The organism is Clostridium sp. ATCC BAA-442 (assembly GCF_964239415.1).
Taxonomy (GTDB): domain Bacteria; phylum Bacillota; class Clostridia; order Oscillospirales; family Oscillospiraceae; genus Flavonifractor; species Flavonifractor plautii.
On sequence record NZ_CAXSQB010000001.1, the window covers coordinates 175,343 to 187,897 of the forward strand.

Here is a 12,555-nt window from a genome sequence, read left to right on the forward strand (position 1 = left end):
CATCCATTCGGATGCGCCGCCGCTTTTTACCAAAAAAAAGCTCCGTAACCGAAAGGTTACGGAGCTTTGGCAGCGGGTGAAGGATTCGAACCCTCACATACAGAGTCAGAGTCTGCTGTGCTACCCTTACACAAACCCGCTATTTTTACTGCTCTCTCGTGAGCACGCATGTTATTATACCAAAATGGCGCAGAATGTCAATAGAAAAATGAAAAAAATTTGGAAAGAAAAATTGGGCCGGGGCGGAGCCCCGGCCCATGGCTCAAAGTCAGAACTGGTTGGGCTGGTTGTTCTTGTTCTGAGCCTGCTCCTTCTTCTTGTTCTGAGCATTCTGGCCATTGGTCTTGTTCTGACCATTCTGGCTGCGGGCCTTCATCTGGTCCGGATTCTGATTCTGCATCAAGCTCACCTCGCTTTCGCTGATTGTAGTGTACCCGGAAAAAACAAAATCATACGGAAATTTTTTTCTCAAATGGGGATACCACGGGCTGCACTTTTATGCTATAATGAACCATCATAGCTTAAAATGAAGCAAAGGGGGCAAGACACCATGAAATGTCCGTACTGCGCCCATCCGGAGAGCAAGGTGGTGGATTCCCGGCCCTCCGATGAGGGGGCCAGCATCCGCCGCCGCAGGGAGTGCCTGGCGTGCCATAAGCGGTTTACAACCTATGAGACCATGGAGAGTCTGCCTCTGGTGGTCATCAAGAAGGATGGCAGCCGCCAGACATTTGACAAAAGCAAGCTGCTCAACGGCATGATCCGGGCTTGTGAGAAGCGCCCGGTGCCCTTTGGAAAGCTGGAGGAGATTTCCAACGAAATTGAGCAGGTTCTCCAGAACGACATGGACCGGGAGATCCCCTCGGCGAAGATTGGGGAGTTGGTGATGGACCGGCTGAGAGAGGTGGACGAGGTGGCCTATGTCCGCTTCGCGTCGGTGTACCGGCAGTTTAAGGACATCGGCACCTTTATGACGGAACTCAATAAGCTGCTGGCGGAGAAATAGAAACAAAAAACAGCCTGTCGAAGCATGTATTCGACAGGCTGTTTTTTTAAGTGTCATTGTCATCTTCTCCCAACTGCTGGCGGATGTAGGGGGCGAAGATGCGCTCCAGAAGGAGGGAGTGGAGCAGGGCCAGAAGGGCGGGGGTGACTGCGATGGCCAGGAAGAAGTTGAGACACACCGTCAGGGCGGCATACAGCAGCAGCGCCAGGGCGATCGTAGAGGGCAGGTGGGCGATGGCCAGCTTGGCGCAGTTGGAGAGGAGGCCGCCCACACCGAATTCAAACTGGGAGAGGACGGGGAAGAGGTAGCACAGCAGGCCCAGCGGCAACAAAAGAAACACATAGTAGGCCATAAACAGGATGTAGCCGGCGCGGTTGAGCGATGCAGTCTGATAGAGCAGGGTATAGAGAACGAACAAAACCGCACCGACAGCCACCACCACGAGGGTGGTCAGGGCGCCAACCTTGAAATTTTCCCGGAAGGTACGAAAAAACAGGCTCCAGCTCTTGCGCTCGCTGCCGCGGATACAGCGCGCCACTGTGCGGTAGAGGGCGGCGGTGGCGGGCCCCAGGGTGAACACGGGCAGAGAGCAGACCAGCCAGAACACACTGAGGAGAAAGAGATCCACCAGCTTTTCGATCAGACGCCAGAAGTCGTTTTCCGGATTAAAAATGCCTGCGGCCATGAAGGGGCCTCCTTTTTGTCACAGGCCCGGCGACAGTTCGCCGGGCCTGTGGGTTCAGAACAGTGTGGGAATCCGCTCGGCCAGCGCGGCGGCCAGCCGGGCGTGGCTCTCCCGGGTGAGGTGCATGAAGTCAATGGGGTTGTGCGCCAAGCCAAGGGCATTGGCGTCCAGAAAGTGGCAGCGGGTTTCCGCGGCGACCGCCCGGAACTGGCCGGGCAGGCGCAGGGATTTTTCCACGCAGCCCAGTCCCATCTCCTGGGCCACGGGAGATCGCTCCACTCCCTTTCCGATGGCGGGCGGGGCGACAATCAGAAGGTTGGGCTGCCCGCCCGCCCAGCAGTCGATGGACTGTGCCTTCCGCACCAGGCGGCGCAGGCCCTTGCCGATGGCGCAGGCGTTGGCGCCCAGCCGCTCCTTGGTATCGTTGGTGCCCAGCATGACCACCAGCAGGGACACCGGCGCGTGGCTCATGAGGCATGGATAGAGGTAGGGCAGGGCGCTCAAACTCTCCTCCACCGGGTCGTCAAAGACGGTGGTGCGTCCGGGTAGCCCCTCCTCAAGAACCAGAAAGTCCTCTCCCAGGGCAGCCTGGAGGCGGCAGGTCCACCGCTCTGATTCATTAAAGCGGCGGAGGGAGCCGTCGGCGCAGTCGGCGGGATCGGCGCAGTATCCATGGGTGTTGGAGTCTCCCAGGCAGACGATGTGGCGTTTCACCGCTTACCTCAACTCGGGCAGGGAGGCGGCGGCCACGGACTGGCCTACACGGCGGGCCTTCTCGTCGGGCAGGGTGGGGTTCATGAGGCCGGCCACCTCCGGGTACTCGTCGGCCAGCACCTTCTTACAGGTGTCCAGGATGATGTCGCCGCCCCGGCCGGACATGACGCGACCCAGCAGCAGCACATGCTTGAAGCCGTAGAAGTGGTGGTACAGGGCCAGGGAGTGGCCCAGGTACACGCCGATGGAGCGGTAGATGGCCTCGGCGGGGGAACCGCCCTGGTCCATCAGCTTCTGGACCTCCTTGAGCTTCTCAGCAGGGGAGAGGTCGGCGGACAGGCTGATGCCGGCGGCGGGAGCCAGCTTGATGACGGAGTCCTGGGAGAAGTATTTGACCCCGCAGCCGATGTCGCCGGACCACTCGTCCTCCATGGCGTTGGGGGACACGTCCACCGGGGCGAAGGCCAGCTCGTTGAGCCAACCGGTGATACAGCCGTCCGAATCCACATAGCCAACCGCTTCACTGGTGCCCATGGCAATGCCGAGAATGCTGTTTTCGCCCAGGTTCATGGCGCCGGCCAGGGCGGACACATCGCCGTCGTTGGCCACCACATAGGGCACGTCGCCGAAGGTGTCGCGGATGGCGCGGATATAGATGTCCTTCACCTTGGCGTCAAAGTCCTCCTTGGACACCTTGAGGAACAGGGAGGCATTCATGGTGCGGTTCTCGATATAGATGCCGGCGGAGGAGACGCCCACCGCGTCCACCCGGGGCATGTGCTCGGCGGCGGCCTTGAGGGCGGAGACGATGCCCTCATAGTGGTAGTTGGGGTCGGAGGTGGTCTTGGGGAACCAGACCACCTCCTCGGAAAATACCGGCTCGCCGTCGATGACGGCGGACACCTTGCGGTCGGAGCCGCCGGCATCGAAGCCGATGCGGCAGCCGCCCAAGTGGCGGCCCACAGCCTGGGGATTGCTCTTCTCGGCAGGCACCTGGTCGCAGTACACCACCTCAAAGGGCTTCTCATAGACGTTGGACATGAAGTCGGCGTCAAAGGCGCGGGTGCCGCCCACGCGGTAGGTGGCCTTCATGGCCTCATATACGGCCTGATCGCCGCTGAGGTACACCTTGAAGCCGCCCTTCATCCAGAGCAGCATCTTGATGATGCGGTCCACATAGTAGATGTCGGCCTCGGCCATGTCCGGAGTGCCGTGGATAAAGGTTTTGTAGACCGCCACCTCGCCGCCGGCCCGCTCCACCGCGATGTCCAGCGGCTTTTTGGCGTCCTTCAGAAAGGCGGTGCAGAACTTTCCCAGGGGGAGAAAACCGGGGTCCAGTTCCGGCACGTTTTTTACTGGGACTTCAATTCCAAGATGCTTCATTGCGTAAGCCCTCCTTTTTTGTGGGAAACAGACAGGTTCCTTCCCCTATAGGCTATCAGTTTTTTTGAATCTGTCAAGCATATTTTCAGGGTTTTGAAAATAATTTTCGAAATTCTCTTGACGGGAGGGGGGAGGGCGGTTATGATGGAGGCAAATGGGGGACCTCTCCCAATCAGCGAAAGGTGGGATCTGACATTATGGATCATAAGGCTCGTTTACAGAGTCACCAGAAGTGGATTCAGGAGGAACTGGAGCGCAGCATCCGGTTTTGGATGAAAAACGGCATGGACCCGGTGCACGGCGGCGTCTATACCTGTCTGGATCGGGAGGGAAAGGTGTTCTCCACGGACAAGAGTGTGTGGATGCAGGGCCGCTGCGCTTGGATCTTCGCTTATCTGTGCCACGTGTACGGAGTGAAGGAGGAGTGGCTGGCCGCCAGCAAGAGCTGCCTGGACTTCATGGAGCGGTACTGCATCAACCGGGCGGCGGGCAACCGGATGTACTTCACCGTCACCGGCGACGGCAAGCCGCTGCGTCAGCGCCGCTATTGCTTCTCCGAGGGCTTCTATGCCATCGCCAACGCCGAGTATTACGGTGTTACCGGCGACAAGGCCTGCCTGGAGCGGGCCCGCGCGGCCTACGACCTGATCTGGAACCTGAACCAGGGGCTGATCGCCGACCCCACGGGGATGGGCCCCAAGACCATCCCAGAGACCCGCTCCGGCCGCGCCCTGGCCAACCCTATGATCTATCTGAACATCACCTCGGTCCTGCGCCGGGTGGACCCCGAGCAGGACGCGCTTTACAGCGAGCGGGCCGCCCAGTGCGTGGATGAGATTTTCCGCTACCACTACAAGCCGGAGCTGGGCTGCACCTTGGAGAGTGTCGGCCCCAACGGCGAGTTCCGGGGCGACGTGACCGAGGGCCGGGTGGTCAACCCCGGCCACGACATCGAGTGCTCCTGGTTCCTGATGGAAGACGCCAACCGGAAGGGCGACAAGAAGCAGCACGAGGTGGCGGTCAAAATCTTTGACCAGGCCATCGAGGCCGGCTGGGACTACGAGTACGGCGGCCTGCTCTACTTCATCGACTGCCTGGGGCGTCCCCCTGAGGCCTATGAGCACGACATGAAGCTCTGGTGGCCCCACGACGAGATCCTCATCGCCAGCCTGATGATCTACCGCGACACCGGCGACGAGAAGTACCTGACCTGGTTTGAGCGCACCCTGGACTACTGCAAGGAGCACTTCTCCGATCCCGAATACGGCGACTGGTACGGCTACCTGCGCCGGGACGGCAAGCCCACCATGCCCGCCTGTAAGGGCAGTACGTTCAAGGGGCCCTTCCACCTGCCGCGGATGCTGGTGATGTGTGACCAGATGCTGGGACAGCTCCTGGCCGGACAGTGAGGGGGCAGTTATGCCCTTTGGAAATGTATTTGAAAAGATCAACAGTGAATACTACCAGCTGACCAGCGCGGAAAAGAAGGTGGCCGACTATGCGGTGATTCACCAGCAGAAGACCCAGTTCATGTCCATCTCCGAGCTGGCGGAGGAGGCCGGCGTGGCGGAGGCCACTATCTCCCGCTTCTGCAAGCGGCTGGGTTACAAGGGGTACAGCGCGTTCAAGCTTGCCGTAGCCAACTCCACGGCACGGCGGGTGGAAGCCCCTACCGTACCGGGGGAGATCCGGCCGGAAGACAGCATTGAGGAGCTGTGTCAGAAGCTCTACGCCGCTGACCGGGATGCCATGGCCCAGACGGTGGAACTGATCCGCCCGGACAGCGTCCGGAAGGCGGCGGATCTGCTCTTTTCCGCGGAAAAGGTGCTGTGCATGGGGCAGGGGGGGTCCATGATCCTGGCCCAGGAGTGCGCCCATCTGTTCAGCACCGCCCGGCCCAACTTCTACGCGGTGCTGGATTCCCACATGCAGGCCATCGCCGCCTCCCACCTGACGGCCCGGGACGTGGTACTGTATTTTTCCTACTCCGGCTCCACGGAGGAGCTGCTGAAAAACCTGAAAATCATCCGGGACCGGAGAGCGGTGGCCATCCTGGTCACCCGGTTCCCCAAATCCCCCGGTGCGGCCTATGCCGACGTAGTGCTTCAGTGCGGCTCTCTGGAGGGGCCCCTCCAGGGCGGCTCGGTGGCGGCCCGTGTAGCGCAGCTCTACCTGATGGACGTGCTGTTCCATGAGGTGTGCCGCAGGGATGTGCAGGGCAGTGCGGAGACAAGGGAGGCCGTGGCGGAGGTACTTTCGGACAAGCACATTTGACCGCGTATTGCAAAACGTGAAAGAAATTTGCAGAATTTTTGGAGAAATAAAATTTTCTTCGAAAAGCATATTGACAAAACACCCTCGGAATTATACAATCTACACAACGGACGAGATGTCCTGGAAAGAAAAATTTATCGAAAATGAGGAGGAAGAACAATGAACATGAAGAAACCTCTTGCGCTCCTGCTCGCCGCCGGTATGACTCTGGGGCTGGCCGCCTGCGGCAACGGCTCCCAGGGTAACAGTGAATCCCCCGCGCCCGGCGGCGAGACCGGCGGCAGCTCCAGCGGCGCCGTTGAACTCAACCTCTGGTCCTTCAATGTCGGTGGGTTTGCCGAGGCATCCAATTGGGAGCCTATCATTGCTGCTTTCAATGAGCAGAATCCCGATATCAAGATCACCGTCACTCCCATCAACTATCAAGACGGTGATCAGAAGCTGACCTCCGCCATCACCGCTGGCACCGGCCCCGACATCATTTTCGAGGGCCCCGAGCGTATCGTGGGCAACTACGCCCGTGAGGGCCTGATGGTGGATCTGTCCGACCTGTGGGAGACTGGCGGCTCCGACATTGCCGAGGGCATCTCCTCCGTGTCTCAGTTGGACGGCACCTACTACATGTATCCCCTGAGCGTGGCCGCTCACTGTATGGCCATCAACTACGAGGCCTTTGAGGCGGCCGGTGCCCTCCAGTATATCGACGAGGAGACCCGTACCTGGACCACCGACAACTTCGTGAAGGCTATGGAAGCGGTGCGTGACGCCGCTGCGGCGGGTACCATCAACATCAATACTCCGGGCATTATCTACTGTGGCGCCCAGGGCGGTGACCAAGGTACCCGCGCCCTCGTCAACAACCTGTATTCCGACTACTTTGTCAATGAGGACGGGACCGCCTACACCGCCAACAGCGAGAACAACGTCAAGGCTCTCAAGCTGTTGCAGGATATGGTGAACAACGGTTCCATGTCCGCCAATGCCAGCTTCGCCGCGGCCGACGAGCTGCAGGCCTTCGCCAACCAGACCTGCGCCGTGAGCTTCTGCTGGAACTACGCCAACTACACCCAGTATGCCGCTCAGACCCAGTTCACCCCCTTCGCCATGGCATTCCCCTCTGACGACGGCAAGCCCGAGCTGGAGATGGCCGGCCCCTATGGCTTCGGCGTGTTCAACAACAAGGACGAGGCCAAGATTGAGGCTGCCAAGAAGTTTGTGCAGTTTGTCTGCGACGACCAGACTGTCGGAGTCGAGGCGGTAAAGGCTACCGGTTTCTTCCCTGTCCACTCCGACTGGGGCGATGTCTACACCGGCGACGCTGACGCCGAGACCCGTGCCCCCTTCGCCCTGATGAGCGACTACCTGGGCCGCTATTACAACCTGACTGGCGGCTGGACCGAGCAGCGCGGTTACTGGTGGCCCATGTTGACCGAGATCATGACCACCGGTGCCGATGTGCAGACCGCGGCCGATAAGTATGCGGCGCAGGCTAATGCCAATATCGGCTGAACCTGACCGAAGGAACCTGAATGCGCATATCTGTGCCCGCTCCCTGCTGAGAGGGGGCGGGCACAGCTTCCTTTCACCGGAGTGGTGAAGGAAAAGGCAAATACCACTTGAAAGAGGGGAGACATTCATGACGCAAAATACCGTGGCGGCCCAGGCCGGACGGAAGCCCCAAAAAAAGTCCCAATTCTCCGGCATGAGCCGCGCCCTGGTACGGAGAGAGACCATCTCCGCCTATCTGTTCCTGCTGCCCAGCCTGATCTTCTTCGTTACCTTCGTGGTCGTACCCATGTTCATCTGCCTGTTTTACAGTTTTACGAAGTATGGCTTGGGCGGTATCAAGGGGTTCGCAGGACTGGAGAACTATATCAAGCTCTTTCAGGACCCTATTTTTCACAAGGGCTTCCTGAATACACTGATTATCGTGGTGGTGGCGGTGCCTTGTGTCACCGCTTTCTCCCTGTGGGTGAGTTCCGCCATCTATAAGATGCACTCTATTTCCCGCTCCTTCTTCCGCTGTGTGTTTTACCTGCCGGTGGTCACCGGATCGGTGGCCATCACGGTGGTGTGGAAGTGGATTCTGAACCCCTACAATGGCATCCTTAACCAGGTGGCGGGCACGACTGGCTTTGACTGGCTGGGCAACCCTAAAACCGCTATCTGGTTTATAATCCTGATTCTGTTTACCACCTCTATCGGCCAGCCCATCGTGTTGTACGTGGCGGCTCTGGGCAACGTGGATCAGTCCCTCATTGAAGCCGCCCAGGTGGACGGCGCCACCAAGCTCCAGGTTTTCTGGAAGATCAAGTGGCCTCAGATCATGCCCACTACCCTCTACGTGCTGGTTATCACGACTATCAACTCCTTCCAGTGCTTTGCGCTGATCCAGTTGCTGACCAAGGGTGGGCCGCTGAACTCCACCATGACCATTATGTACCAGGTCTATGACACCGCCTATCGGCTGTACGACTTGGGCTACGCCTGCGCGATCGGTGTCGTTTTGGCCGTCATCATCGCCATTTTCTCCGCCATCCAGTTCAAAGTGGCGAAGACAGACTGAGGAGGGAGTGAGAAAATGAGTGCAAATACGACCCCGGTCAAAGTGAAAAAGACCGACCTGAGTGGCACCTCCACAGCCTATAAGGTGTTTGCCGTAGTGATTCTGATCATGTTGGCCATCTTCTTCCTGTTCCCGCTGTACTGGATTGTCACCGGCTCCTTCAAGAGTGCTATCGATATTAACGCCAAGGTGCCCGTCTGGTTTCCGATGAATCCCACGATGGGAAACTATGATAAGCTGTTTGCAAAGCCGGCCTTCCTGTGGCTGTTCAATATCGTGTTTATTTCTGCTATGGCAATGATCCTGACCTGCATCACCGCCGCCTTGGCTGGTTATGCGCTGGGCAAAAAGCGGTTCTACGGCCGGACCATCCTGTTTACCATCATCATCTGCGCCATGGCTCTGCCCAAACAGGTCATTGTTATCCCTCTGGCTCAGGAGATGAAGCTGCTGCACATGAGTGACACCTTGTGGGCGGTCATCCTGCCCACGGTGGGCTGGCCCTTCGGTGTCTTCCTGATGAAGCAGTTCTCTGAGACGATCCCTAATGAAATTCTGGAGGCTGCCCGGGTGGACGGCGCCGGGGAGCTGAAGACCTTCTTCAGCGTGGTGTTCCCCATGATCAAGCCCGGCATCGGCGCTCTGGCCATTTTTACCTTTGTCAATACTTGGAACGACTATTTTCTTCAGTTGGTTATGCTGACCAGTGAGGAGAAGTGGACCCTGCCCCTGGCTATCGCTAACATGCAGGGCGAGATGTCCTCCGACTTCGGCCTCATCATGGCCGGGGCGGCCTTGGCATCCATCCCCATTATTGTGGTGTTCATCGCGTTCCAGAAGTACTTTACCCAGGGAATAGCCATGGGAGCAGTCAAGGGCTGACGCGCCGCTCGTGTTGCCCCTCCGCTGGCACAGCCAGCGGAGCCTGCGCTACAAATGTGCCGCCAAAAGAACGGAGCCTCTATAAAATGAGATTCTGATTGAGAAGAGAGAAGGATACTATCATGAGCGATTTGAAGAAATACCACGGTGTTATCCCCGCGTTTTACGCCTGCTATGACGAGGAAGGGAATATCTCACCGGAGCGGGTGCGGGGCCTGACCCGCCACCTGATTGGCAAGGGCGTAAACGGCCTGTATGTGGGCGGTTCCTCCGGCGAGTGTATCTATCAGGGCGTGGAGGAGCGCAAGGTGGTGCTGGAGAACGTGATGGCCGAGGCCAAGGGCAAGGTGGTTGTCATCGCCCACGTGGCGTGCAACAACACCGCCGACAGCCAGGTGCTGGCCGCCCACGCGGAAAGCCTGGGGGTGGACGCCATTGCCTCCATTCCTCCCATCTACTTCCACCTGCCCGAGTACGGCATCGCCCAGTACTGGAATGATATCTCCGCCGCCGCCCCTAACACCGACTTTGTCATCTACAACATCCCCCAACTGGCGGGGGTGGCACTGACCACCTCTCTGCTGCGGGAGATGAAGAAAAACCCCCGTGTGATCGGCGTGAAGAACTCCTCCATGCCAACCCAGGATATCCAGATGTGGCATGACGAGGATCTGCTCGTTTTTAACGGGCCCGATGAGCAGTTCATCTCCGGTCTGGCCATGGGCGCCTGCGCCGGCATCGGAGGTACCTATGCCGTTATGCCCGAGCTCTTCCTGAAGGTGTATGAGCACTTCCAGAAGGGTGAGATGGAGGCGGCCCGCCAGATCCAGAATGAGATTGACCACATCATCTACAAGATGTGCTCCGCCCACGGCAACCTGTACGCCGTGCAGAAAGCAATTTTGGCCAAGGACGGCGTGCCCTGCGGTTCGGTCCGCAAGCCCATGCCCGCCCTGATCGACAGCGATGCGGCTGTAGTGGACGAGGCCCACGCTATGATCGCCGCCGCCGTGGCTAAGTTCTGCTGATCCATTGGAACGCCCCAGGGGCGGGCGTAGGCTGCGCCCGTCCCACTCTGTAAAGATAGGAGATGGTTGCAATGCGCATTTATCAAGCCGAAAACTACAAGGCCATGAGCCGCCGGGCGGCCAACATTATCTCTGCGCAGGTGATCTACAAGCCCAACTGCGTGCTGGGTCTGGCCACCGGCGGTACCCCCGTAGGGCTCTATCAGCAGCTTGTGGAGTGGTATAAGAAGGGCGACTTGTCCTTCGCGGAGACCCGCTCCGTCAACCTGGACGAGTACCTCGGGCTGTCCCCCCACCATGAGCAGAGCTACCGCTATTTCATGCAGGACAATCTCTTCGACCATATTGACATCCATCCGGAGAACACCCACGTGCTCAACGGCCTGGCCAAGGACCCCAATGCCGAGTGTGCGGCCTATAATAAACTCATTGCGGAGCTGGGGGGCATTGACCTCCAGTTGCTGGGCATGGGCCATAACGGCCACATCGCCTTCAACGAGCCCGGCGACGACTTCGGCCTGGAGACCCACGTGGTGGATCTGACCGAGAGTACCATTGAGGCCAACAAGCGTTTCTTTGAGAGCCGTGATGAGGTGCCCCGCCACGCCCTGAGCATGGGTATCAAGAACATCATGAACGCCCGCCGCATCCTGATGGTGGTCAGCGGCGAGGAAAAGGCGGACATTGTCTGCAAGGCGTTTACGGGCCCCGTGACCAAGGAGGTTCCCGCCTCTGTGCTCCAGCTCCATCCTGACGTAACTCTGGTGGGCGACAAGGCCGCCCTTCACAAGCTGGTGGAAGCAGGTGTGACCGTATGCGGATAACCGGCGCTCAAGTGTTCGACCTGCAGGAGGGCTTTGTCCAGCGGGACATCTGCTTTGACGGCCGCCTGCTCTCCGGCTCCAGCGCGGACGGAAAGACCTATGACGCCTCCGGCTGCTATGTGATCCCCGGTCTCACCGACGTCCACTTCCACGGCTGCATGGGCCGGGACTTCTCCGACGCCGAACCAGAGGGCCTGGAGATTATGGCACAATATGAGCTCTCCCGGGGGGTCACCCAGATCTGCCCTGCCGGTATGACCCTGACGGAGGAGCAGCTCACCAAGATCTGTCAGGTGGCCGCCGCCCATCGGGCCGCCGATAAGCCCGGCGCCGCCCTCTGCGGCATCAATCTGGAGGGACCCTTCCTCTCCATGGCCAAAAAGGGCGCACAGAACGGCGCGTGGCTCCACGCCCCCGACGTGGCTATGTTCCGCCGCCTGATGGCCGCCTCCCAGGGACTGGTCAAGCTCGTTTCCATTGCCCCGGAGGAGCCGGGTGCCATGGAGTTTATTGAGGCGGTGGAGGGAGAAGTCACCGTGTCCATCGCCCATACCACGGCGGACTATGACACCTCTATGGAGGCTTTCCGTCTGGGGGCCCGGCAGGTGACCCATCTGTTCAACGCCATGCCGGCCTTCAGCCACCGGGCCCCCGGCGTGGTGGGAGCCGCCCTGGACACCCCCCTGTGCAATGTGGAGCTCATCTGTGACGGCGTGCACATCCACCCCTCGGTGGTGCGGGCCGTGTTCAAGATGTTCGGCTCCAAGCGGGTCATCCTGATTTCCGATACTATGCGGGCCGCCGGCATGCCTGACGGCGACTATACCCTGGGCGGTCAGGCCGTTCAGGTCAAGGGCAACCGGGCTACCCTGAGCGACGGCACCTTGGCAGGCTCCGTCACCGACCTGATGAAGTGCATGAAGACCGCTGTATCCTTCGGCATCCCCCTGGCGGATGCCGTGCGGGCCGCCGCCGTCAACCCGGCTATGGCCATCGGCATCTTCAGCCGGGTGGGCAGTCTGGAGCCCGGCAAGCGGGCCAATGTGGTGGTTCTGGATCAAAATCTCGACGTCAAGGACGTCTTCTTCCGCGGCGAGCTGGTCAGCCAGTAAACGTGCGCCCCAAAATTCAAGCCTTCCGACCCTACTCCATTTTCATAGGGCGGAGGAGCGGTCAAAAAGGAGGAACGCCCG

Annotated in this window: 13 protein-coding genes and 1 tRNA gene; 9 read left to right on the forward strand and 5 right to left on the reverse strand. The window is 59.5% G+C overall.

Translation table 11 applies throughout. The features are described 5' to 3' along the window. Positions 1-67: 67 nt before the first annotated feature. Positions 68-141, reverse strand: a tRNA-Gln gene (locus tag ACESY8_RS00995). A gap of 127 nt (positions 142-268) precedes the next feature. Beyond that, positions 269-400 carry a hypothetical protein gene (locus tag ACESY8_RS01000; RefSeq protein WP_009259926.1) on the reverse strand — a complete coding sequence of 44 codons (132 nt, stop codon included), beginning with the start codon at positions 398-400 and terminating at the stop codon, positions 269-271. Between the two features lie 150 nt (positions 401-550). On the opposite strand from ACESY8_RS01000, the gene nrdR reads away from it, so the two are divergent. Next, entirely contained in the window at positions 551-1,006 is a 456-nt protein-coding gene (nrdR, locus tag ACESY8_RS01005) for a transcriptional regulator NrdR (protein WP_054338822.1), read from the forward strand. A 46-nt stretch (positions 1,007-1,052) separates the two neighbouring features. Here nrdR and ACESY8_RS01010 read toward each other — a convergent pair whose 3' ends face one another. From ACESY8_RS01010 to ACESY8_RS01020, 3 genes are read right to left on the reverse strand one after another with little or no spacing between them, the layout of a single operon-like run. Next, the gene (locus tag ACESY8_RS01010) at positions 1,053-1,691 is read right to left on the reverse strand and encodes a DUF624 domain-containing protein (RefSeq protein ID WP_007488855.1); all 639 of its coding nucleotides are present in this window, start codon (positions 1,689-1,691) and stop codon (positions 1,053-1,055) included. A 54-nt stretch (positions 1,692-1,745) separates the two neighbouring features. Next, a complete protein-coding gene (locus ACESY8_RS01015; protein ID WP_007488857.1) occupies positions 1,746-2,405 on the reverse strand; it encodes a GDSL-type esterase/lipase family protein in 660 nt (219 codons plus the stop codon). Positions 2,406-2,408: 3 nt separating this feature from the next. Further along, a complete protein-coding gene (locus tag ACESY8_RS01020) occupies positions 2,409-3,788 on the reverse strand; it encodes an ROK family protein (protein ID WP_054338823.1) in 1,380 nt (459 codons plus the stop codon). A 197-nt stretch (positions 3,789-3,985) separates the two neighbouring features. Here ACESY8_RS01020 and ACESY8_RS01025 point away from each other — a divergent pair, with 197 nt between their 5' ends. From ACESY8_RS01025 to nagA, 8 genes are all read left to right on the forward strand, one after another. Continuing rightward, positions 3,986-5,197, forward strand: coding sequence for an AGE family epimerase/isomerase (locus ACESY8_RS01025; protein ID WP_007488861.1), 1,212 nt, complete (start codon positions 3,986-3,988; stop codon positions 5,195-5,197). A gap of 10 nt (positions 5,198-5,207) precedes the next feature. Continuing rightward, on the forward strand, positions 5,208-6,062 hold the full coding sequence (locus ACESY8_RS01030; protein WP_007488862.1) for a MurR/RpiR family transcriptional regulator: 855 nt from the start codon (positions 5,208-5,210) through the stop codon (positions 6,060-6,062). Between the two features lie 159 nt (positions 6,063-6,221). Further along, positions 6,222-7,571 carry an ABC transporter substrate-binding protein gene (locus tag ACESY8_RS01035; RefSeq protein WP_021632693.1) on the forward strand — a complete coding sequence of 450 codons (1,350 nt, stop codon included), beginning with the start codon at positions 6,222-6,224 and terminating at the stop codon, positions 7,569-7,571. Positions 7,572-7,698: 127 nt separating this feature from the next. Then, positions 7,699-8,628, forward strand: coding sequence for a carbohydrate ABC transporter permease (locus tag ACESY8_RS01040; protein WP_024724212.1), 930 nt, complete (start codon positions 7,699-7,701; stop codon positions 8,626-8,628). A gap of 15 nt (positions 8,629-8,643) precedes the next feature. Then, on the forward strand, positions 8,644-9,510 hold the full coding sequence (locus ACESY8_RS01045; RefSeq protein WP_021632695.1) for a carbohydrate ABC transporter permease: 867 nt from the start codon (positions 8,644-8,646) through the stop codon (positions 9,508-9,510). A gap of 122 nt (positions 9,511-9,632) precedes the next feature. After that, positions 9,633-10,538 (forward strand): dihydrodipicolinate synthase family protein, encoded by a 906-nt coding sequence (locus ACESY8_RS01050; protein ID WP_007488871.1) that lies wholly within the window; start codon positions 9,633-9,635, stop codon positions 10,536-10,538. A gap of 71 nt (positions 10,539-10,609) precedes the next feature. After that, on the forward strand, positions 10,610-11,362 hold the full coding sequence (gene nagB / locus ACESY8_RS01055; protein ID WP_039996583.1) for a glucosamine-6-phosphate deaminase: 753 nt from the start codon (positions 10,610-10,612) through the stop codon (positions 11,360-11,362). Continuing rightward, entirely contained in the window at positions 11,353-12,474 is a 1,122-nt protein-coding gene (gene nagA / locus ACESY8_RS01060; RefSeq protein ID WP_054338824.1) for an N-acetylglucosamine-6-phosphate deacetylase, read from the forward strand. Before nagB ends, nagA begins: the two co-directional genes overlap by 10 nt. Positions 12,475-12,555: the final 81 nt, after the last annotated feature.

What these genes read in the sequence shown, in the direction of transcription:
- ACESY8_RS01000 (WP_009259926.1), bottom strand. Translation starts at nt 400, where the DNA reads ATGCAGAATCAGAATCCGGACCAGATGAAGGCCCGCAGCCAGAATGGT.
- nrdR (WP_054338822.1), top strand. Translation starts at nt 551, where the DNA reads ATGAAATGTCCGTACTGCGCCCATCCGGAGAGCAAGGTGGTGGATTCC.
- ACESY8_RS01010 (WP_007488855.1), bottom strand. Translation starts at nt 1,691, where the DNA reads ATGGCCGCAGGCATTTTTAATCCGGAAAACGACTTCTGGCGTCTGATC.
- ACESY8_RS01020 (WP_054338823.1), bottom strand. Translation starts at nt 3,788, where the DNA reads ATGAAGCATCTTGGAATTGAAGTCCCAGTAAAAAACGTGCCGGAACTG.
- ACESY8_RS01025 (WP_007488861.1), top strand. Translation starts at nt 3,986, where the DNA reads ATGGATCATAAGGCTCGTTTACAGAGTCACCAGAAGTGGATTCAGGAG.
- ACESY8_RS01030 (WP_007488862.1), top strand. Translation starts at nt 5,208, where the DNA reads ATGCCCTTTGGAAATGTATTTGAAAAGATCAACAGTGAATACTACCAG.
- ACESY8_RS01035 (WP_021632693.1), top strand. Translation starts at nt 6,222, where the DNA reads ATGAACATGAAGAAACCTCTTGCGCTCCTGCTCGCCGCCGGTATGACT.
- ACESY8_RS01040 (WP_024724212.1), top strand. Translation starts at nt 7,699, where the DNA reads ATGACGCAAAATACCGTGGCGGCCCAGGCCGGACGGAAGCCCCAAAAA.
- ACESY8_RS01045 (WP_021632695.1), top strand. Translation starts at nt 8,644, where the DNA reads ATGAGTGCAAATACGACCCCGGTCAAAGTGAAAAAGACCGACCTGAGT.
- ACESY8_RS01050 (WP_007488871.1), top strand. Translation starts at nt 9,633, where the DNA reads ATGAGCGATTTGAAGAAATACCACGGTGTTATCCCCGCGTTTTACGCC.
- nagB (WP_039996583.1), top strand. Translation starts at nt 10,610, where the DNA reads ATGCGCATTTATCAAGCCGAAAACTACAAGGCCATGAGCCGCCGGGCG.
- nagA (WP_054338824.1), top strand. Translation starts at nt 11,353, where the DNA reads ATGCGGATAACCGGCGCTCAAGTGTTCGACCTGCAGGAGGGCTTTGTC.